Here is a 19,559-nt window from a genome sequence, read left to right on the forward strand (position 1 = left end):
GATGACGGCGCCGGCATTCTTCTAGAGCTGAATCCAGCGGCTCAGCACTTCCCGCAACATTTCCTTGCGGACCGGTTTGGCCAGATAGTCATTCATTCCACAGTCGAGACAGCTCTTCTCGGTGCCGGGGAGTACGTCGGCCGTCAAGGCGATGATCGGCGTGCCGATCTGGCCGTTACTCTGTTCCCATTCCCGGATAAACCGGGTTGCCTCATAACCATCCATCACCGGCATCTGGCAATCCATCAGAATAATGTCGTAACCCGTGTGATTGGTAGTGACCTTCTCAAGTGCTTCCTTACCGTTATTGGCGGAATCCGTCTGGAAGCCCAGCCGCTTGAGCATGGCCGTGGCAACGCGCTGGTTCACGGGGTTGTCTTCCACTACCAGGGCATGGCTGGTGCTGTTGATGGCTTCTCTGGGCGGCGGGCCGGAGGGCTCTGATTGGTTGGTCGGATTGGCCAACTCGAAGGGCAGTTCAAAGCGGAATGAAGAGCCTTTGCCCAGATCGGTTTCGACCTGAATGTGGCCACCCATGAGTTCCACCAGCCGTTGAACAAGGGACAATCCCAGGCCGGTGCCACCGAATCCCCGGCTGTTGCCATGGTCTAACTGTTCGAAGGAGTTAAAAATGTCCTGAAGGCGTTCCACCGGAATCCCGGAACCGGAATCGCTGATTGAGCAATTCAGGATAATGCAGTTGTCTTCCAGGGCAAAGAATCCCGCCTGGATATTGATGAAACCATCTCCGGTAAACTTGATAGCGTTGTCGGCCAGTCCGGCAAGTATCTGACGCAGGCGTGCCGGGTCGCCGACCACTACCGGGTTGTCAGGCCAGTCACCGAAGAACTTCAGGTTGAGGGCCAGGCCCTGTTGTTCCGCCAAGTGCCGGTAGGTGGCGGTACAGTTGGAAATCAATTCCCTGAGATCGAATTCCTGGCTTTCAAGTTTCAGGGTGCCGCTGTCCATCTTTGAATAGTCCAGGATGTCCGCGATCACCGTGAGCAGATCCTCGGTGGATTGCCGGGCGGTGTTCAGGTACTCCCGCTGGCGATGGGTGAGCGGCTCTTCCTGGATCAGATCCACCATACCCAGAACCCCATTCAGAGGGGTGCGGAGTTCATGACTCATGGTGGCCAGAAACTCGGATTTTGCCTGGTTCGCCATTTCGGCTTTTTCCCGGGCGCTTTCAGAGGCTGTGAGTGTCTGGTCCCGCGCTGTTTTCAGGCCTGCGAGATGTTGGGCAAGTTCGTTGAGTTGCTCCTCAATTGCCACGATCTCGCGGGAGCTCTGGTGGGTGTTCAGGGCGCGTTCTTGATAGTCGCCGGCGGTCAGCTTTCCGATTCGTCCGGCAAGATCCCGGATGGGCGCGAGGATGGTCCCCAGAAAGTGGTTGATGATCAGAATAGTGAACAAAAGCAGGGCCACGCCAACGGCGATGGACGTCCAGAGAATATCCTGTCGCCTGTCGGCAAGAACATCGTGATCCATGCCGACCTGTACTGTGCCGACTCGCAGGGAGCCGGAGCCAAAGCCATAATCGGGTTCAAACCATTCCGCTGTTCTTTCCGAACCAAGCTCCAGAGGTTGCTGGAGAATGTCGGCCTCGAAAATCTGGTAGCGACTGCGCAAGTCGCTGGCATTGACCGGTTGGTGGGAGACGAACCCAATCTGCTCTCCCATCACGTCAGAAACGCGGATCCAGTCGGCGTTGCTGCGTCGCAGTGATTGGGACAGGATCTGTTCCAGTGCCAGGGTGTTGCCCGAAACCACGGCGTACTCGAGTGCGGGCGCCAGGCTGTCCGCAAGCATCTGGCCGCTGTCTGACAAATCCCGGCGGGCGTCCTCCAGGCGCGCGGACGTGAAGAACACCATGAGCACGATGAACATGACAACGGCCGGGAGCGCACCCAGGAGCAAGAGCGTACGGGAGAGGGGCCGCTGCTGTCTCTTGAGGTTACTCATCGGCCACCTCCCCATTGACGGTCAGTTGTCTGTCCACCCGTTGGGCAATGTCTTCACGGCTGGGAAGGGGGATATTCAGGGAACGAGCAACCTGAGCGTTCACTTCAACCCGGAAGCTTTCCGGGTAGGAGGGTGCCGGAAACTCTCCTGTCTCGAAATACGTGGTCAGAAACTCATCTGCCATCTCGATCATTTCCGGAAACGGCGCATAGCTGGATGCGAGTGATCCCGCCTTCACATAAGCTTGCGTTGGTCCAATGACGATCTGATTACGGCGATAAGCGGTCAGCAGAATATGTTTGATGGTTCTGGGGTTGTAGATGGCGCTGTCCGGGGCGGCTAACAGAAAATCACCGTAACCGAGAGCCCGGACGAGCGTGGGAATCAGCTTGTCGTCGTCATCGACAAGAAACAGCCGGGCCGACATGCCATAGGTCGGCAGCTTATCAATCAGTGGTTCGTAGAGTTCCACCGAATCTGCGGTTGCCAGCAGGGCTATCTTGGTAGCCTGTGGCAGGATGGCCTTTCCCGTCAGAGCCTGACGGATGAGAGGGACGTCATACAGAACGCCGGTGATCTGGCCGGGGGATCGGTCTGCGAAACCGGAAATGAAGGATTTATCAACCAGCAGCGCGAGAATGGGCGCGGAGCGATTTGCCTGGCGAGCGCGGGAGAAGGCGGAAGGTCCAGCAGTAATGATTGGTCCGGAATCAAGCGCGGCCAGCTGCTCGTCGGTGACCTCCACCAGGGAAATGGATGGCTCAAGCTCTGCTTTGAGGAGCTGCACGAGGTGCTGATCAAGCGGCGCGTTGCCCGAGCTGGCAAAGTAGACAGTTCTCGCCGTCGATTCCTGAGAGCTGACAAACGTGGAAAAAACGGCCAAAAGCAGAAGCCACAGGGTCTTGTGAACAAGACCCTGGATTCGGCTTCCGGGCCGATTAGGGTGATTCGTGCCTGACTTTCGTTCCATACCGTCCAGGGCTCACGCTTTCCTTGTTTCAATCAGAAACGAATACCAGCCTCAACAAAAAACTGGTTGTGATCTTCAATCCGGTTATCCGGGCTGATCCAATGCTTCGGATTGAGATAATGCTGGATCGTCAGTGCCAGCATATAGCTGTAATCTGTTTTGTCCACCCGTCGGGCCAAGCGGAAATCCGCACGCTCGAACCGGGTTTCCCTGACTTCATTGGTCCAGTACATGGCCGCTGACGTCGTGAAGCCCTTTGGGAGATCCTGGATCCAGGCGAAGCTGCCGGAATCGCGGGCGGAGAGACGGGCCAGAAGATCGACAGCCCGTTCCTGTTTGTTCAGCGGGAGTGCGTTGGGGTCACCCGTGTATCTGCCCTCCTGCTCAAGATAGGCGTAGGTGGCTCGCAGTTTGGTGCCGGAGAATTCCAGTGACGTTTCCAGTTCGACGCCTTCCTGTTCAAGATCAACATTGTTGGCGATGTACCATTCTTCTTCGTTGATAACGCCGCTGATCATGTCACGGAAGTCGTCATTGAAGTAGCGAACTTCCACAGAGAGCAGGGCTCTTTCCAAGTTGAACTGGCCGAAGTAGCTGATCTCCCTGGAAGTGATCCATTCCTCCTCAAGCCTATCTCCATACGTGGATGTGGTCGGATCCAACAGGCTTTCGACATCGATTCGCTGGCCGTCCAATGCCTCAAAAGGTGGCTGAACGTTGGTAGGCGTATAGCCCCAGTCAGGATTCTGTTCGAAGGCGTCCGGTGTGCGGACCGCTTTGGAAAACACAAACCGCACGGCGTGGTTGTTGTTCAGGATAAAGTTCGCGGCGGCTCTGGGCGAGAAATAATCTTCATCGGTGGTTGTAGTCTGCTCCCAGTTGCCGCCTGCGTTGAAGGTCAGCCAGCGGAAAGGCGAGTACTCGGCGTTGGCGAATACCCTGGATTGGTAGTTATTCCCTTTACCGTTAAAGAAGGTCTGAGAATTGAACGAGTCCTTGCGATAGCCCAAGCCGGAGACCAGCTTGAACTGATCGCTGAAAATTATGGTGTCCTGGAGCTCGATTTCCTGCCGGGTTTCTTCCAGGTCTTCATTCAGGTCAGCGATGAACGGTCCCTGGTCTTCTGGAAATGGCGGGAAGCCCGTCGGAAGAAGGGCATTGATTACAGGCGCAGGTGTTGAGACTGTCCAACGCTGACGCTGCCGCTGATTCTGATAACTGGCCTGGATATGATAGAAATGATCAGGCGACGTCGCTCCATCGAACCGGACATGGAGGTAGTAATCGTCCATGATGATGTCCGGGTTTGTGGTAGCTCCCAGCTTGCCCGACTTCTCGAGATCTTCTTCATTCACACCGTCCAGAACGCCTGCCCGGACGTCAATGGAGTGCTGGCGGTCAATGCGAAATACGCTGTCAAAATTGAAGTTGTTGATATCGTGGCCATCGTGGAAGGGGATTTCCTCTCCGCCATCAATTTGGTTGTCAAAACCGTTGGATTTCCGCTTTTCATAAGACAGGCGCCAGCTTTTATCGGCGTCGGCATCACCCACCGACGTAAACGTGCGCAGATGTCCGCGGGACCCGACCGAGGTGTAGGCTTCCACGCCGGCTGTATCCTGCGGCGAGCGGGTAATGATATTGATGCTGCCAAGAAAGGCATTGATGCCATAGGCGGCGGAATTCGGTCCCCGACTCACCTCAATGCGTTCAATGTTCTCCAGTGCCACCGGCATGCCCAGCCAGTCGACGTCGGCCAGGCTGATTCGATAGGCCGTTCGCCCGTCAATCTGAACCTGCAGCCGGCGCTGCTCGTACTGGGAGGTACCGTGGTAGGTTGCAACCGGATTGGTGCTTCCCCAGTGGCCAACCACCATGCCGGGAACCAGCCGGAGTGCCTCTACGAGATTCATGATGCCGAGGTCGCGAATCATGTCTCCGGTGATGATCGTGGTGGTGCCGGGTACCCGGAGTTTTGACTGGCGCAATCGTGTTGTCGTCAGGACTTCGGGGATTTCGCTTTGTTCGCCTTCGAGGGCAAGTAAGCCGGGTATGAAATCAGGGGTATCGGTCTGGCCGACTGCTGTGGTTGGTAGCAGAGCGGACAGGGCAAGGCTGAGGCCGAAGCAGGCTACGCGAGGGTGGCGCTTACCCATCCCTGCCGTTTTGGTCGATTGATACATGGTTGACGTTCTATAATCTGCCGAGAAAAACGGATAAAGCGGTTTTATTATCATTGGGTCCTATCGTAAGGGACTACAGACGTTTTGTCTCTCTTAAATGTAATGAATCTCGGCCCGGGAGTGGCAGCTGTATGAATTGTTGGGAAATCCTTGGAATTGAACCCACCGACGATCGTCGGAGAATCCAGGATGCGTATGAGCAACAGCTCAAATTTGCTTCGGAAAGCGAGGCAAAAAGCCTGGAGCAGGCGTTTCGGGAAGCGGTGGGTGATGCGCCAGCGCCGGCAACCCGGCCAGCCGACACTGCGCAGCCCGGCCAGCCGACTCATGAGGCAGAAGAGGCAAGTGAACGTCCCCTCGATGCCAATGATGGGCAGGTAGTTCGTGAGGTTGTTATTCAGATCAAGGCACTGCTCAATGACTCATCCAGAAGCAAGGATGCGGGTATCTGGCAAGCCATTCTTTGCGAGCCGCCGGCCGATCAGCCGCAATTGCGACGTGAAATCGGCCGGCAACTGGAGCCCCAGGTGCGACCAATGGCTGAAAACGGAACCTTTCCGGCCCCGGTTGCCCAGTTTCTGGGGGAGTGGTTTGGCTGGTTCAGCATGGAGGAGGCTCCCGAGGTAGCCGACGAGCGCAACTACCCGGAACCCGGCATGGCAGAAGAGCAGGGTGTCCAGCCTCCGCAGATGGTGAATTTCTGGCCGGCGGTTATTGGCTGGATAGTCGGCCTGGTGATCCTGGCCACGCTGTTTGGCGGAATGGGAGGCGGTTAATTCCGCCGTCCCGGTTAGCTGGTCTCGTTCGCGTTTGCCCGTTCAATTTTTTCCCGGTACTTCTGGGCCAGGATGGCTCCCACAATCACCTGTATCTGGTTGTAGCACATGATCGGTAACACGATCATGCCAAAACCGGGATGGCCCGAGAACAGAACTTTGGCCATCGGCAAGCCAGATGCCAGACTCTTCTTCGAGCCGCAGAACACCACCGCGGCTTCATCCTCCAGGCTGAAGCCAAATCGCCGCACCAGGAATTTCGCAAACACCATAAACAACAGCAGCAAGCCCAGGCACAGCGCGATGGCGAACAGAATGGCCTGGAGCGGCAGGTTCTCCCAGAGCCCACTTTCCACTGAATGCGAGAAGGCAGAGTAAACAATCAGCCAGATCACGCACTGGTCGTAGCGCGACATCAGCGTTTCGTTTCTGCCCAGGAACCCTCCGAGCCAGGGCCTTAGGGCGTGGCCCACGGCAAAGGGCAGCAGTAGTTGCAGGATAATGTCTTTGAGGGCCTCCGCAATGGAGAAATCCCCGCCACCGGATGTACTTACCAGCAGCAACAGCAGGAACGGCGTCAGCATCATGCCGAAGACATTGGAGGCGGCTGCGCTGCAGATGGCTGCGGGTACATTGCCCCTGGCCATTGCTGTGTAGGCGATGGAGGAAGAAACCGCCGACGGCAGCACGCCCAGGTAAAGGAATCCGAGCCCGAGATCCCTCGGCATCCAGGAAGGCGCAATGTCGCTGAGTCCGTTGATCGGCAGCACCGCCAGCGGAAAGAAGATGAACGTGAGCGAGGTGATCAGGATGTGCAGTCGCCAGTGAGTGGCACCGGCGATGATCTGTTCCCGAGAGAGTGCCGCGCCATGAAAGAAGAAGAGCAGAGCGACGGCAACGGTTCCGGCGGTTGCCAGGGCGTCCCCGGCCTGGCCGGTGGCCGGCAGGAACGTCGCCAGGACGATGGCACCGAGCAGCAGCAGGGTAAAGGTGTCGATCCGGAATTTCATAAATCAGGACTCCCTGCGCTTGAGCGCCTGGAGGCTTGGCTTAAGAAGTTCCCGGGCCAGAGTCTCGGCTTTGCTCTCATCCTGCCGTCTGACGGCGGCGAGCAGCAGTTCGTGGTCTTCCTGGGAGGGCTCCGGAAGATCCGTATCCGTCTCGGTCTGCTCTATGGTCTGGCTTACGGCGTGGGAGAAGTAATCGTACAGTTCTACCAGCGCGGAATTATGGGACGCGGCGACCAGGGCATGGTGGAAGGCTTCATCGTGGCGGATGCGGGCCTGAAGATTTTGTCCCGCCCTGGCGCGCGCATCCAGGGCCTTGGTCATCTGCTGCAGATCCCGGTCGGTTCGCCTCGCCGCGGCCAGTTTGGCGGCTTCCGTTTCCAGCATGATGCGTACTTCGAGCTGGTCCGCCAGCTGGGTGCGGGCAATCCTCCGTAGGGTTTCCCCGGCGTCGCGAGTGGCGCGCACGTAGGTACCATCGCCCTGGCGGGTTTCCAGCATGCCTACATGCACAAGTACGCGAACTGCCTCCCGCACGGTATTTCGGCTGACTCCGAGGGAATCAGACAGCTCCGATTCCACGGGCAGGCGATCTCCCACCGACCAATCGCCTTTCTCGATAGCGTTTCTGAGGCTCTCTATGGCGGTTTCCACCAGCGAGCCTTTGCGGATACGTTCCAGCATAGTGTTTATCATCCCTCAAACAGATAACCCAATCATCCTATGAATTAAGCCAGCCTTCAAGGGAATGTTGAAATCGGACACCTAGCCCGGGGGCTGCCCCGGGTAGAGAAATTGATAATCAGCGGTGTCTACGTGGCGGGTAGCGAATCGGTAGGTGAAGGTGAATCCCGGCCAGTTGACCGTATTTCGGCCGTTGGCGTCGAGATACCAGGACGTGCAGCCGGAGCTCCAGACCGTATCTTCCAGGCCTTGCTGAACCACCTGGGTGAAGCGGTCCTGACGGTCCTGGCGCACATCCATGGCGGATTGGGGGTATTTTTCCAGTGCTTCGAGACATTCCAGGACGTATCGGAACTGGGATTCCAGCATGTAAAGGATCGAGTTGTGGGCCAGATTGGTGTTGGGGCCATAGAGCATGAACATGTTGGGGAAGCCGCTTACGGTAATGCCTTTGAAGGCGGCGGCGCCATTCTTCCAGGCGTCGTTCAGGGTTTTTCCGTCACGGCCGGTTATCCGGATGGGCGAAAGAAACTCCGAGGCCCGGAAACCGGTACCACAGATAATGGCATCTGCAGGATGGTGGTGACCGTCCCGGGTGATCACGCCGGTTTCATCAATACGCTCGATGGGGTCGGTAATCAGGTTCACGTTGGGCCGGTTGATGGCCGGATACCAGTCGTTGGAAATCAGAATGCGTTTACAGCCGATCTTGTAGTCGGGAATGATCTTTTTCAGTTTGGCGGGGTCCGATACTCGCTTTCTCGCCTCACGTTTGGCCTGGTTGGCGTAATACTCCAGCAGGCCACTGAATTTAGTGAACGCCAGGGCCCGGCTCTCGTTATTCCAGTAAATCAGGTAACGATAAAAGCGGTCCCATAGAGGCAGTTTCTGGAACAGCGTCTGCTCCCAGCGCTTGAATGGCCGATCTGGTTTGGGCAGTACCCAGGCTGCGGAGCGCTGGAACAGATCCAGTTGTTCAACCTTATGTGCAATCTCCGGGACAAACTGTATGGCGCTGGCGCCGGTACCAATAACGGCCACCCGTTTACCGGTCAGGTCGTAGTCATGATCCCACTGGGCCGAGTGGAACATCTTGCCCTGGAAGCGATCCAGGCCGTCGAGTTTTGGCCAGGCAGGTTGGTTCAACTGGCCCGTGGCGGTAATGAGCACGTCCGCGGTGAGTTGCTCGCCGTTAGCCAGTGTGACCGTCCACTGGTTCGAGTGATCGTCGAAGGTGGCTTCCTGTACTTCGGCCTGGAAACGGATGTGATCGCCAAGCCGGTATTTCTCGACGCAGTGCTGCATGTAGCCGAGTATTTCCCGCTGCAACCCGAATTTTCGCGACCAGTCGTGCTTCGGTTCGAAGGAGTAGGAATAGAAGTGTGACTGTACATCGCAGGCAGCGCCGGGGTAGGTGTTATCGCGCCAGGTACCGCCAACACGGTCGGCTTTTTCCAGCAGGGTCAGGTTGGTGAAGCCTGCCAGTTTCAGTTTGATGGCCATTCCCAGGCCACCGAAACCGGTGCCGATAATGAGAATGGACGGGCGTTCACGGCGACTGGCTTGGGTCATATTCAGGTGTCCGGAATTATTATTGTGGTCTTTCGAAGTCAGTATACGCATGTAACCACCCGGTAGGGATGACATTTCTCGCCACACGGGCTAGTCAGAATGACCAATCGGCGTGCGGCTCAGGAAACTGTCCTCGGTTTGAGACAGCAGTTCCCGAAGCGCCGGCGTCTCGAACTGGCGTCGGATACTGATGGCGTAGAATTCCTCGAAAACGCCGGGCAGAGCGCCGTAATCCGCCAGAGCACCGCTTCTCATTTCGTCCCGCACGACCACCGGCGGCATGATGGCAAAGTGGCCGGTGTCCCGGGTCAGCAGTCGCATCAAGGCCATATCGTCTACTTCCGCGGCGATGCTCGGGCGTAGCCGGTGGTATTCGCACAGCTGATCAAAGGCCTGGCGTATGTTGTTGTCGGGCCCGGGAACGATCAGGCTCCTGCCGCGCAGCACGTCGACAAAATCGCCCTGAACATCCACCCCCCGGGGGCCGATGATGCTGACCGGTTGTTTTGCAATCAAACGCGACCGCCACGGATTCTGCTCGTCGCCGTGTACCGACTGGTTGGCAAGGATCAAATCCAGCCGGTGGGCTGAAAGCCGCCGGAGCAATTCATCGATGTGACTGCTTTGCAAGCTGAGTTCCAGATCCTCGCGGTTCAGGAGGGGTTGGAGAAACCCCTCCTGGAAGTTCCGGGAAAGGGTAGCGACCGCCCCGATCCTCAGGATCTCCCGATTGGGTTGGGCGCCAGAGGCAAACAACGCTGTCAGTTCCTCACCCTGCCGGAATATCTCTTCTGCGTATGAAAAGGCCATGCGGCCCGCTTCAGACAGCTTGAGGCGCCGCCCCTCACGGATAAAAAGGTCATGCCCCAGGCTCTCCTCCAGCTTCCGGATCTGTCCGGACAGCGCGGACTGGGAAATATGCAGCGAGTCGGCGGCCCGGGTCAGATGGCCGGTTCGGGCAACCTTCCAGAAATAGTAGAGATGGTGGTAGTTGAGCTTCATGGCTTTTCGTTCTCAAAAAAAGAATGAAGTGATCAGTATAAACCATTTTTTATATGTGATTGGTCAAGGCAAAGTACTGGCAAACAGGAGGTTTGCTGATATGCACCCAATCGCTGAATCGTCATCGCTATTGATCCTCGCAATCTGGCTGCTGCTTCCGGTGAGTCTTTTCGTACTGGCAGGGTTGAGTGGCTGGCTGAAAAGTCCGCTGAAGCTGAACCACTGCTGGAGAGTGGCCGGATGGCTACTGGTGGCCTCTATGGCTGCGTCCCTGATGGTGGGCGTACTGCTGTTGCTGCAGGCCAGCGTTGGCGGAAACAGTAACACCCTGGCAAACCTCGGTAGTCGATACGGTCTCTACGCGGATGGCATTGCAGTCTGGATGGCGCTCATGGTGGCCTTTATCGGTTGGGTGATACTGCGGTTCGCGAACAACTACCTCAGCCAGGATCCCGGCCGCGACCGGTTTTTCCCCTGGTTTCTGGTCACCGTTGCCTCTGTCCTGATCCTGGTATTCACCAACCACCTGTTGATTCTTGCGGGCGCCTGGATTGGTGTCAGTCTGGCCTTGCATCATTTGCTGACCCTCTACCAGGACCGCCCCCAGGCCCGTATGGCGGCAGTGCAGAAGTTTATTGTCAGTCGGGTAGGCGATGCACTGGTCATCTCCGGTGTGGTGGCTCTGTATCTTCACTACGGCACCTTTTACCTCCCGGAAATGGTTCAGGCAGAGACCGCCCGTGATGGCGGATCCACTGCCCTGACTGTGGCATCGGTTGTTCTGGCCCTGGCGGCAGTACTCAAGTGCGCCCAGATTCCTTTTCACGGTTGGCTTATCCGCGTGATGGAGGCGCCGACGCCGGTATCGGCGTTGCTTCACGCCGGTGTGATCAACCTTGGGGGGTTCCTCTGGCTGCGCCTGTTCCCCGTGTTTGACGGCTTTACGGCCGGCCACATGGTGTTGCTGGTCTTCGGTGGTATGACAGCGATCGTTGCGGTCCTGACCATGATGACGCAGTACTCCGTCAAGCATGCCCTGGCGTGGTCCACCTGCGCGCAGATGGGGTTCATGCTGTTTGAGATCGGTATGGGCGCTTACACCCTGGCTCTGCTGCATCTGCTGGCTCACTCGCTGTACAAGGCACACTCTTTCCTGGCTTCCGGCCGCACCGTGGCAGTATCTGCGGCAAATCCATTTCCGGAATCGTCGCCGGCCAGTCGGCTGTTTTGGGCCGGTTCTACCGGCCTGTTGGCTGCCGCTATCCTGGTTCTGGCTCCGTGGATCGTGGAGAGCAACCCGGTATTCGGAGCCTTGTTGGTGTTGGCGGTCTCCGCGGCTGCCATGGGTATTCCGGCCGGAGCGACCTCTGCGGTAAAGCTGAGGCTTGCAGGCCTGGCTGTGCTGCTGGTTCCCCTGTACTCGCTGCTGCACTTCCTGGTTGGCCCGGCAGTGCCTGTGCACGAGGGCTTTGTTATCCCCATTGCAGCCTGGTCGGTTGCGTCTGCAATGGTCGCGGTGTTGGCTGTCTTTTCTTTGATGATCGTATTCGGGGCCCGTTTTCCGGCAACCCGAACGCTGTGTGTCCATTTCCGTCAGGGGCTTTATCTTGAGTTGCCGTTTGACCGGCTGACGCATTACCTGGCGGCGGAAGCCCTCAAGGTGCCTGCCATGTTTCACCGTGTTCCCCACCATCCGTTCAGACTGGAGGGGAGATCATGAGTGGCGTCAGCGAGTCGGTCCCGGATCTGCGTGCAATGACGGATGACTGGCAAAAGCCTTTCCGGCAGGCCTGCGAGCTTATCGCTCCAGTCTGGCCCCTGGACCAGTGGATTGCGGTGAATCCGTTCTGGGGGCTGCGGCACCTGCCGGCTTCGCGGGCTGACCAGGTGCTCGGCGAGCGCGGCGGATTCAGCATGCTTATGCCAACAGAGTTCTATCGGGAGGCCTGGCAAGGTGGTCGGATCCGGCGGGAGGATTTGCAGGCAAGCATCGCCGAACGGGGCGATGTGCAGAACACAGCATGGTATCTGGATTGGCTTGGTCGGGCACCTTCCACAAGAGCACCCCTGAAAAGCTCCATACTCGATACCTACAGGTTGGCAAGCGGCGACGATCAGGGTGGTTTGGCCGACACGGCCTGTAATCAGGTGTCGCGTGTGTGTGGCGCCTTCTTCGATCAGCGGCAGGGGCGCTGGTCAGCTGTTGACGATAGCCCCGAGACGGGTCTTTTCCAGTTCTGGCTGGAGTCCGCCCGCAGCGACCTTTCCCTCGATTTCAGTACCGGCCTCAAAGGCGCAAGGGCCTTCTTCAAAAGCGTGCCAGACAAGATGGACCAAGCCATTCCTGACGCCCTGAATCGGATAGGCGTCTTCGGGGAAGAGCTTGAGGCCCTGTGCCACAGCCTGTTGCTGAAGGTGAACGGCTGGGCGTCCTGGTGCCGGGGTGAGGATTGGCGGGCCGGCCTTGAGGGCCGCTCATCGGATCGGTGCGCGGAGATACTGGCCATCATGCTGGTATGGGAATCCGCCGGTGTTGCCTTCGCAACAACGGCCCAGAAAGCCGAGTGGCAGAGGCAGAGAGCACGGGCGCGTCGCAACGGAGACCACGACATTCGCACGAGGCTCTGGGTCTGGCAACGTGCCTTTGAAATCGGCTATCAACGCACTCTCTGGAGCGCGCTCGCGGCTGGTCACGAGAAGCAACCAGCATCTGATCACGAAAGCGAAAGACCGGACGCCCAGGCCGTATTCTGTATTGACGTCCGCTCTGAAGTCATGCGCCGCCACCTGGAGGAGGTTTATCCCGGGGTTCAGACCCTCGGCTTTGCCGGGTTCTTCGGAATGCCAATTGACCACCAGCAGCACGGACCGTTCGCGCCGGCTCGCCGTTTGCCGGGTCTGTTGCCCGCCTCGTACCGGTTGATCGATACCAGGGGCAGCTTGCGCGAGGATTTGGCAGAGAACCGCTCCCTGGATCAGAGAGAAATTGCCCGGGAATCGGTGAGGAAGGCGAAATACACCAGCCTGTCGACCTTCACGCTGGTGGAAACCACCGGTCTGGCCTGGGCCTGGAAATTGCTGAAAGACTCGTTGAAAAAAGGCCATAGAGCGAGAGAGGAAAAAGCCGTCGAGGGCCGGTTGGTGCACAGTCTTGGTGGGGACCCGCTGTCAGATCCTCAAAAGGTTGCGCTGGTTGCAAATATGCTTCGTGGCATGTCTCTGACCCGGGGCTTTGCCCCCTTGCTGGCGCTGGTTGGCCACGGAAGCCATACCGACAACAACCCGAACCAGGCCGGGCTGGAGTGTGGCGCCTGCGGTGGGCAGAGTGGCGGCGTCAATGCGCGGCTGGCGGCGCGCCTGTTGAACGACCCACAGGTTCGGGCAGGCTTGGCAGACGAGGGCATCAGGATCCCGGACTTTACGTGGGTGGTGGCTGCCGAGCATTGCACGGCGACGGATAAAGTAACGATTGCTGATCGCCACCTGGTTCCGGATTCCCATGTACAGAGGCTGGCGGACCTTGAAGCCGGGTTTGCAGAGGCTGGCATTCGCGTGCGGAAGGAGCGGGCCACACCATTAAAGCTGAACGGTCTGGACGATGCGAACCTCGGGGAGGCCATGGAAATCCGAACCCGGGATTGGTCCGAGGTGCGCCCGGAGTGGGGCCTGGCCAATAACGCGGCCATCATATTTGCCAAACGAAACAAAACCCGGGGGTGCGACCTGTCGGGGCGGGTATTCCTGCATGACTATGACCCGGCTCAAGACGCTGATGGTTCTCTCCTTGAATCTCTACTGGCGGCACCCATGGTGGTCGCTAACTGGATCAACCTCCAGTATTTCGCGTCCGTTACCGTTCCCGAGGTTTACGGTGCCGGTAATAAGCTACTGCATTCGGTGGTTGGGGGTAACGTGGGTGTGGTCGAAGGCAACGGCGCGCATTTGAGAATCGGTCTGCCGTTACAGTCTGTGCATGACGGCACCTATTGGCGTCATGAACCGGTTCGTCTGACGGTTCTTGTTGATGCACCAGCGGATCGAATCGAATCGGTATTGCATCGCCAGCGGGATGTAGCCGCGCTGGTGGATAATCAGTGGGTCAGTCTGCATCGAATGGCTGACCAGGGAATCGTGCGCTATGACAATGGCAGATGGATAGAAGTTGGGTGAAAATAGGGCGGCAACTGACTGCCGCCCTTGAAGTTTTTTACTGATCCGCGTTCAGAAGCTCTGGCTTTTTGAGGGCCTTCTGGAACAGTTCTTTATCCTCGGCGATGGCCATGGCGCAGCGTTCGGCCAGGTCGTCACCCAGCCCCTCGACCTTGCGGCCCAGGAATACCTGAATTTCTTCAGCCAACTCGAGCACTTTGTCTCGTGCGTCGGCTTCGGCTTTTGAAGTGAACAGCATCGTCTCAGGATTTTTCAGTGCCATATCCAGGCCGTCCCTATCAGAAAAGTAGACTGCTTGTACTGCCATGGTTTTTCCTCGCAGTGGGATTGCTTATTACTGTATATAAATACAGTTTAACCGAATGGCCTGTCGGGTGCCAATCTCATTCCGGAACGCTTCGCTGCTTATTTACATTCCCTCACATCCCGAGAATGCCGGGTTACGTAAAAGCTATTTGAGCAAGTGTTTTTACAGGCTTTTGGTGAGAATTCCAGCGACTCGAGAGGATGTTCAGATTGTCCGAAGCAGGTTACCCGAAAAAACGAATATTTGTGCCAGCCGCAGTCGCTTTTATCGTAGGCGTGGTCATCAGTCTTGCCCTCGGAAGACTGTTCTATATCGAGGAATCGAAAGCCGTTGAGCTCGAGTTCAAGGCGGACATAGATCAACTCTCCGATAGCATTGAACGCGAGGTTCTGTTGAACCTGGAGATTCTCTATGCGCTGAAGTCAGCCGTGGGAATCATGCCCGAAATGACTCGGGCCCGGTTCGAGACACTCACGAGGAACGTCCTCGATCGATCCCCGGCCATCCAGGCGTTTGCCTGGGCGCCTGTGCTGGAGCAGGACCAACTCAGCGAATTCACTCGCAAGCAAAGCGAGGTTTTTGAGGACTTCACTGTTCGCGAGACAGGTACGGACGGGCTGGTTCCAGTGAAGCCGAGAGCGCAGTACGTGCCCGTTCAATTCATTGAGCCGATTTTTGATAACCGGGCGGCGCTTGGATTTGATCTTGCCAGTGAAGGCTCCCGCTTCGAGGCGCTTGACCGGGCAAAGTCGACTGGTGAAATGGTGGCGACGGCAGGAATCCGTCTGGTTCAGGAACCGGAGAATCAAAAAGGGTTTCTGGTATTTGCGCCTCTGTATAGGGTCAAGCCGGGCGCCATGGCGGCGCAAGGTGACTCTGAAGCTTATCATTTCGGCTTTATCAACGGTGTCTTCCGGGTCGGAGAGCTGGTTGGGCAAGCGGTCGGAAGTGAGCTTGGAAGCGATCTTCTGTTGGAAGTGATTGATCGAACGGGGGGCGATGAGACGCTGCTTTTCAGATCCGGGGATCCGGCGGCCGAATCATGGCAATACGATAATCGATACCGGGCAGGAGAATTTGAGATTGCGGGTCGTCAGTGGACCGTTGAAGCGGTTCCGTCTGCCCGCTTGATTCTCGAAAAACGCGGTCTGCTGCCAGTGTTTGTGGCCTCTTCCGGCATTGTCCTTGTGTGCGTTGTTGTCGGGTATTTCCTGGCAGGTGCCAGGCGAAACCTGGCGTTGACGGATGCAAAGGCCCAGTTGGAGCAGATTTCACTTACGGATGCCCTGACAGGGCTCGCTAATCGGCGACATTTCGATACCGTGCTTGAGCGAGAGGTCAGGCGGGCGGGGCGAGACGGTACCCGGTTGTCTTTGATCATGATCGATATCGATTTTTTCAAAGAATACAACGATGAATATGGTCACCCGGCAGGCGATGCTTGTCTGAAAGAGGTCGCGAGCATTCTGAGAGATATGGCAAAGAGGCCCGGGGACCTGGTCGCACGGTATGGCGGTGAGGAATTCGCAATCATCTTGCCGGACACTGCCGATCCCGGGGTGATTGCGGAGTCCTGTCGAAAAGGGGTTCTTGAACGGGCAATGCCCCACGAGCTGTCTTCAGTTGCAGAGTACGTAACCATCAGCCTTGGCCTAACCACAACGGGCGTGGCAACGGAGGTCACGCCCGAGGGGCTGGTCGATAGAGCCGATTCAGCCCTTTATGAAGCCAAGGAATCGGGGCGCAACCGGGTGTGCGTAGGCTGACTCAGTATCTCAGCAACGCTGAGCCCCAGGTGAAGCCGCCGCCGAACGCTTCCAGCAGGAGTACTTCATTGCGCTTGATGCGACCGTCTCTTACCGCTACATCAAGGGCCAGGGGAATGGATGCAGCTGAGGTGTTGCCGTGCTCATTGACGGTAACGACCACCTGGTCCATAGACATGTTCAGTTTCCTTGCCGTCGCCGAGATAATGCGGAGATTGGCCTGGTGGGGGACCAGCCAGTCGATTTCCGATTTCTGCATCTGGTTGGCGGCCAGGGTTTCGTCAACGATCTTCCCGAGCGTGTTGACCGCCACCTTGAACACTTCGTTGCCTTTCATCTCAACGAATGCGCGTCCGGCTTTTACCTGATCGTAGTTGTCCGAGATACCACAGGGTACGTGCAGCAGATCTTCATACTGACCATCCGCGTGGATGTGGGTAGACAGGATGCCGGTTTCCTCATCGGCCTCCAGGATCACAGCACCGGCGCCATCACCGAACAAAACACAGGTTCCCCGGTCGTCCCAGTCAATGATGCGGGAAAACACCTCAGCGCCGATAACCAGCGCTTTTTTGCTGCTTCCGGTCTTGATGAATTTGTCGGCGGTTGCGAGGGCGTAGACAAACCCGCTACATACGGCCTGAATGTCGAAGGCAGGGCAGCCATGGATTCCCAGGCGGGCCTGCAGGATGCAGGCGGAGCTCGGAAAGATCTTGTCTGGCGTGGAGGTGGCAAACACGATCAGGTCAATGTCTTCAGCCTTGATGCCTGCCGCGTCAATGGCATTCTTTGCAGCCTGCTCGGCAAGGTCTACCGTGGTCTGGCCTTCGATGGCGATGTGCCGCCTTTCAATGCCCGTGCGCTCGCGAATCCACTGGTCGGTGGTGTCGACCATTTTCTCGAGGTCTTTATTGGTAACAATGTTGTCAGGCAGGTAAGAACCGGTGCCGGTAATTCGTGCAAAGGTCATTCGCAAGTGTCCCGAGGCGTAACTGGATAACGTTCTGACATGCTATACCCATGCAACGTCGTGCGTAATTAGCGATTTGTCAAAGACGCCCAGAAACTGGCACGCTCGTCTATGCTGAAGGTGATCAGCTTTGATCAACACTCTGCAAACAAAAGGAGCGTATAACGATGGGCATTTCCAGCCACGAGCTTCACGTAGAATTCCCCCAGTACAAAGACCTTATCCAGGAACTCAAGAGCAATGATCTGAAGTTCAATGAAAAGCTTCAGGAGTACACGCATCTTGATCACGAAATTGAAGGGCTGGAAAAGAGGGACTCTCCCATCGGCGACGACAAATTGCACCGCATGAAGCAGAAGCGGGCACAGCTCAAGGACGACCTTTACCAGGTGCTGATTTCAAACGCCAAGGCGTCATGAAACTGCAATTAAAATGACACCATTCTGAAACGCTAAAATGCTGGGAGCCCCTGTTTATAGGGGTTTCCAAGTATTCAGAAAACTCCTTGTCAAGCCTAGAATAGGATCCTAATTAAACAAGGTCCCGGTTTTACCGACCGAATTCTGGGTTGACTAAGGAGTAATGAAATGAAAAGAGCTGCTTCTCTTTACAAAGGCTGGCGGATGAAGCGCAACTTTGTCCATTTGGTAATGACAATGGATCGCCGTTTGCTGAACGATGTGGGATTTTCCCCGGAGCTCGTTGAACAGAAATTGAGCACCCCGTTCTGGAAATTCTGATCGGTAGACGCGATCGAATGTGGCTAAGGTAACCTTCTGAGTTGGTTGAAAAATAACCGGTCCGGAAGGTTACATGTTGTCACAATAATGAAATATGCCCTTGTTCTTAAAGTATTTTTATCTCGAAAAAGTCTAAGAAAATTGATCTGAATCTGTATTCTCTATTAGCGGATCAGCTTATAGTTACGCTACCTCCAGAACCAGACCGGTTCACCCCGAAAGGAGAGCTTGACGATGATCCAGGAATTCCTTCAAAGCACCTTACCTCTAGACTCTTCCGTAAGCCTCAGACGTTCTGACACAGATCCCGACAAAGAAATGGCCAGGGCCCACAGTGAAGCCTTTGAAATCGTTTCAGATGACGGTGAAACCGTCGGCTTTGTGAAAGCCTGGGAAGATGACCCCAGCTTTCGTGGTTATGTCCATTTCGACTCTGAAGGCAACGTGATCGACTGGAAAGTCTTCAAAGACCGGTTGCAGAGCTGACGCTCATACCAGCCAACCGAAAAAGAAGTCGAACAACTTGCTGAAAAAGCCGCCCCCGGTGCTCTGAGGTTTCTCGGCAGCCGTGGGTGTTGATGCAGTGGTCTCTTCCTCGATTGGCTGGGCTTTCCTGGTATCGGTTGCTTCCTGCTCGGCGTATCCCGCGCTGGTTGGTTCCGTAGAGAGCTGGGCCAGCACCGGGTCTGGTTCTTCGTTGACTTCCGGTGTTGTTACTTCGGCGACCACAGGTTCCGGCGTGGGGTCTGGCGTTGGGGCTTGGGGTTCTGAGGGCGCCTTTTCCTCAATCGTAACTTCAGTTTGTTTTGAAGTATCCGCAGTAGCTACCTGTTTTTCCTGCGTTTTAATGTCAGGTGAGGGTGTCTGGGCAACCTGCTTGGAAGGAGTTCGAGTGGGTGTCGCCACAGGTTGAGGCGCAGGCTCCGGCTCCGGCTCTGGCTCTGGCTCTGGCTTCGGTTCAGCTCTGGCAACGGCAGGAGAATCGGGTGCCGGCTCGGGCAGGGACAAACCAAGCTTTGCCATTGATGCCTTTCGACTGCCGACCGAATTTGCCGCGATGGTTGCGCTCGAAGTTTTGGCCACGCCGAGTGCTTCCAGTGTTGCTGCATCCAGGTTGCCGTTGGTTTGCAGCCCATTCTTATCTTGATAGGCGCGTATGGCAGTTCGGAGTTGTTCATCGATCCAACCATCCGCGCGTCCGACATCATGGCCGGCCCCGTAAAGCGCATTCTCTGCGGCGAAAATAACATTCTCGGGTTCGGCGGCTTGGGCCGTGCCAAGGCAGGCAGCCGCTGTCAGTATGGCGAGGGCAGGGCTGCGTACGCCTGCCTTCCGGGATGATTGAGAGCGCGTCATGGCGGGATACCTCCGGGCGGTCCATTTCCGGTTACATTGTGTAACTTGAAGCCCCAAGGTATCAGGTAATTATGGACGCGCTCGTGAAGTG

General features: G+C 56.8%; 17 protein-coding genes. 7 read left to right on the plus strand and 10 right to left on the minus strand.

Translation table 11 applies throughout. From position 1 onward, the window contains the following. Window positions 1-21: 21 nt before the first annotated feature. Genes SIC15_RS09490 through SIC15_RS09500 form a run of 3 tightly spaced genes read right to left on the minus strand, consistent with a single transcriptional unit; the run spans window position 22 to window position 5,118 of the window. A complete protein-coding gene (locus tag SIC15_RS09490; protein WP_412537561.1) occupies window positions 22-1,965 on the minus strand; it encodes an ATP-binding protein in 1,944 nt (647 codons plus the stop codon). Further along, on the minus strand, window positions 1,958-2,935 hold the full coding sequence (locus SIC15_RS09495; RefSeq protein WP_412537562.1) for an ABC transporter substrate-binding protein: 978 nt from the start codon (window positions 2,933-2,935) through the stop codon (window positions 1,958-1,960). Before SIC15_RS09495 ends, SIC15_RS09490 begins: the two co-directional genes overlap by 8 nt. Window positions 2,936-2,967: 32 nt before the next feature. Beyond that, window positions 2,968-5,118, minus strand: coding sequence for a TonB-dependent receptor plug domain-containing protein (locus tag SIC15_RS09500; protein ID WP_412537563.1), 2,151 nt, complete (start codon window positions 5,116-5,118; stop codon window positions 2,968-2,970). Window positions 5,119-5,249: 131 nt separating this feature from the next. On the opposite strand from SIC15_RS09500, the gene SIC15_RS09505 reads away from it, so the two are divergent. Beyond that, a complete protein-coding gene (locus tag SIC15_RS09505) occupies window positions 5,250-5,894 on the plus strand; it encodes a J domain-containing protein (RefSeq protein WP_412537564.1) in 645 nt (214 codons plus the stop codon). 14 nt (window positions 5,895-5,908) lie between these two features. Here the strand turns inward: SIC15_RS09505 and SIC15_RS09510 are convergent, their stop codons facing one another. The 4 genes from SIC15_RS09510 to SIC15_RS09525 all read right to left on the minus strand — a co-directional run bounded on the left by SIC15_RS09510 (window position 5,909) and on the right by SIC15_RS09525 (window position 10,159). Then, window positions 5,909-6,904 carry a bile acid:sodium symporter family protein gene (locus SIC15_RS09510; RefSeq protein ID WP_069185271.1) on the minus strand — a complete coding sequence of 332 codons (996 nt, stop codon included), beginning with the start codon at window positions 6,902-6,904 and terminating at the stop codon, window positions 5,909-5,911. Window positions 6,905-6,907: 3 nt separating this feature from the next. Further along, window positions 6,908-7,585 (minus strand): FadR/GntR family transcriptional regulator, encoded by a 678-nt coding sequence (locus tag SIC15_RS09515; protein ID WP_222464436.1) that lies wholly within the window; start codon window positions 7,583-7,585, stop codon window positions 6,908-6,910. Window positions 7,586-7,666: 81 nt separating this feature from the next. Beyond that, entirely contained in the window at window positions 7,667-9,157 is a 1,491-nt protein-coding gene (locus tag SIC15_RS09520; RefSeq protein WP_412537605.1) for a flavin-containing monooxygenase, read from the minus strand. A 90-nt stretch (window positions 9,158-9,247) separates the two neighbouring features. Next, entirely contained in the window at window positions 9,248-10,159 is a 912-nt protein-coding gene (locus SIC15_RS09525) for a LysR family transcriptional regulator (protein WP_069185268.1), read from the minus strand. Window positions 10,160-10,259: 100 nt separating this feature from the next. Here SIC15_RS09525 and SIC15_RS09530 point away from each other — a divergent pair, with 100 nt between their 5' ends. Both SIC15_RS09530 and SIC15_RS09535 read left to right on the plus strand, forming a co-directional pair. Next, the gene (locus SIC15_RS09530; RefSeq protein WP_412537565.1) at window positions 10,260-11,879 is read left to right on the plus strand and encodes an NADH-quinone oxidoreductase subunit L; all 1,620 of its coding nucleotides are present in this window, start codon (window positions 10,260-10,262) and stop codon (window positions 11,877-11,879) included. Then, the gene (locus tag SIC15_RS09535; RefSeq protein WP_412537566.1) at window positions 11,876-14,329 is read left to right on the plus strand and encodes a YbcC family protein; all 2,454 of its coding nucleotides are present in this window, start codon (window positions 11,876-11,878) and stop codon (window positions 14,327-14,329) included. The genes SIC15_RS09530 and SIC15_RS09535 overlap by 4 nt, the downstream gene beginning before the upstream one ends. A gap of 37 nt (window positions 14,330-14,366) precedes the next feature. Here the strand turns inward: SIC15_RS09535 and SIC15_RS09540 are convergent, their stop codons facing one another. Next, complete coding sequence (locus SIC15_RS09540) at window positions 14,367-14,636, minus strand: YebG family protein (RefSeq protein WP_069185266.1); 270 nt, start codon at window positions 14,634-14,636, stop codon at window positions 14,367-14,369. Between the two features lie 209 nt (window positions 14,637-14,845). On the opposite strand from SIC15_RS09540, the gene SIC15_RS09545 reads away from it, so the two are divergent. Continuing rightward, entirely contained in the window at window positions 14,846-16,402 is a 1,557-nt protein-coding gene (locus SIC15_RS09545) for a diguanylate cyclase domain-containing protein (protein WP_412537567.1), read from the plus strand. Between the two features lies 1 nt (window position 16,403). Here the strand turns inward: SIC15_RS09545 and SIC15_RS09550 are convergent, their stop codons facing one another. After that, window positions 16,404-17,372, minus strand: a complete 969-nt coding sequence (locus tag SIC15_RS09550; RefSeq protein WP_069185264.1) for a beta-ketoacyl-ACP synthase III — start codon at window positions 17,370-17,372, stop codon at window positions 16,404-16,406. A 167-nt stretch (window positions 17,373-17,539) separates the two neighbouring features. Here SIC15_RS09550 and SIC15_RS09555 point away from each other — a divergent pair, with 167 nt between their 5' ends. From SIC15_RS09555 to SIC15_RS09565, 3 genes are all read left to right on the plus strand, one after another. Then, entirely contained in the window at window positions 17,540-17,791 is a 252-nt protein-coding gene (locus SIC15_RS09555; protein WP_136632255.1) for a YdcH family protein, read from the plus strand. A gap of 168 nt (window positions 17,792-17,959) precedes the next feature. Continuing rightward, window positions 17,960-18,112 (plus strand): hypothetical protein, encoded by a 153-nt coding sequence (locus SIC15_RS09560; protein WP_167352733.1) that lies wholly within the window; start codon window positions 17,960-17,962, stop codon window positions 18,110-18,112. Between the two features lie 234 nt (window positions 18,113-18,346). Continuing rightward, a complete protein-coding gene (locus SIC15_RS09565) occupies window positions 18,347-18,598 on the plus strand; it encodes a hypothetical protein (protein WP_069185262.1) in 252 nt (83 codons plus the stop codon). A gap of 3 nt (window positions 18,599-18,601) precedes the next feature. Here SIC15_RS09565 and SIC15_RS09570 read toward each other — a convergent pair whose 3' ends face one another. Then, complete coding sequence (locus SIC15_RS09570; RefSeq protein WP_412537568.1) at window positions 18,602-19,468, minus strand: peptidoglycan-binding protein; 867 nt, start codon at window positions 19,466-19,468, stop codon at window positions 18,602-18,604. Between the last annotated feature and the right edge of the window lie 91 nt (window positions 19,469-19,559).

The sequence above is a fragment of the Marinobacter sp. MIT932201 genome (assembly GCF_047123295.1).
GTDB lineage: Bacteria > Pseudomonadota > Gammaproteobacteria > Pseudomonadales > Oleiphilaceae > Marinobacter > Marinobacter salsuginis.

Excerpts from the sequence above, each read along its gene's own strand:
- SIC15_RS09550 (WP_069185264.1), bottom strand. The coding sequence starts at position 17,372 with ATGACCTTTGCACGAATTACCGGCACCGGTTCTTACCTGCCTGACAAC.
- SIC15_RS09520 (WP_412537605.1), bottom strand. The coding sequence starts at position 9,157 with ATGACCCAAGCCAGTCGCCGTGAACGCCCGTCCATTCTCATTATCGGC.
- SIC15_RS09495 (WP_412537562.1), bottom strand. The coding sequence starts at position 2,935 with ATGGAACGAAAGTCAGGCACGAATCACCCTAATCGGCCCGGAAGCCGA.
- SIC15_RS09540 (WP_069185266.1), bottom strand. The coding sequence starts at position 14,636 with ATGGCAGTACAAGCAGTCTACTTTTCTGATAGGGACGGCCTGGATATG.
- SIC15_RS09570 (WP_412537568.1), bottom strand. The coding sequence starts at position 19,468 with ATGACGCGCTCTCAATCATCCCGGAAGGCAGGCGTACGCAGCCCTGCC.
- SIC15_RS09510 (WP_069185271.1), bottom strand. The coding sequence starts at position 6,904 with ATGAAATTCCGGATCGACACCTTTACCCTGCTGCTGCTCGGTGCCATC.
- SIC15_RS09490 (WP_412537561.1), bottom strand. The coding sequence starts at position 1,965 with ATGAGTAACCTCAAGAGACAGCAGCGGCCCCTCTCCCGTACGCTCTTG.
- SIC15_RS09560 (WP_167352733.1), top strand. The coding sequence starts at position 17,960 with ATGAAAAGAGCTGCTTCTCTTTACAAAGGCTGGCGGATGAAGCGCAAC.
- SIC15_RS09565 (WP_069185262.1), top strand. The coding sequence starts at position 18,347 with ATGATCCAGGAATTCCTTCAAAGCACCTTACCTCTAGACTCTTCCGTA.
- SIC15_RS09515 (WP_222464436.1), bottom strand. The coding sequence starts at position 7,585 with ATGCTGGAACGTATCCGCAAAGGCTCGCTGGTGGAAACCGCCATAGAG.
- SIC15_RS09500 (WP_412537563.1), bottom strand. The coding sequence starts at position 5,118 with ATGTATCAATCGACCAAAACGGCAGGGATGGGTAAGCGCCACCCTCGC.
- SIC15_RS09535 (WP_412537566.1), top strand. The coding sequence starts at position 11,876 with ATGAGTGGCGTCAGCGAGTCGGTCCCGGATCTGCGTGCAATGACGGAT.
- SIC15_RS09525 (WP_069185268.1), bottom strand. The coding sequence starts at position 10,159 with ATGAAGCTCAACTACCACCATCTCTACTATTTCTGGAAGGTTGCCCGA.
- SIC15_RS09555 (WP_136632255.1), top strand. The coding sequence starts at position 17,540 with ATGGGCATTTCCAGCCACGAGCTTCACGTAGAATTCCCCCAGTACAAA.
- SIC15_RS09505 (WP_412537564.1), top strand. The coding sequence starts at position 5,250 with ATGAATTGTTGGGAAATCCTTGGAATTGAACCCACCGACGATCGTCGG.
- SIC15_RS09530 (WP_412537565.1), top strand. The coding sequence starts at position 10,260 with ATGCACCCAATCGCTGAATCGTCATCGCTATTGATCCTCGCAATCTGG.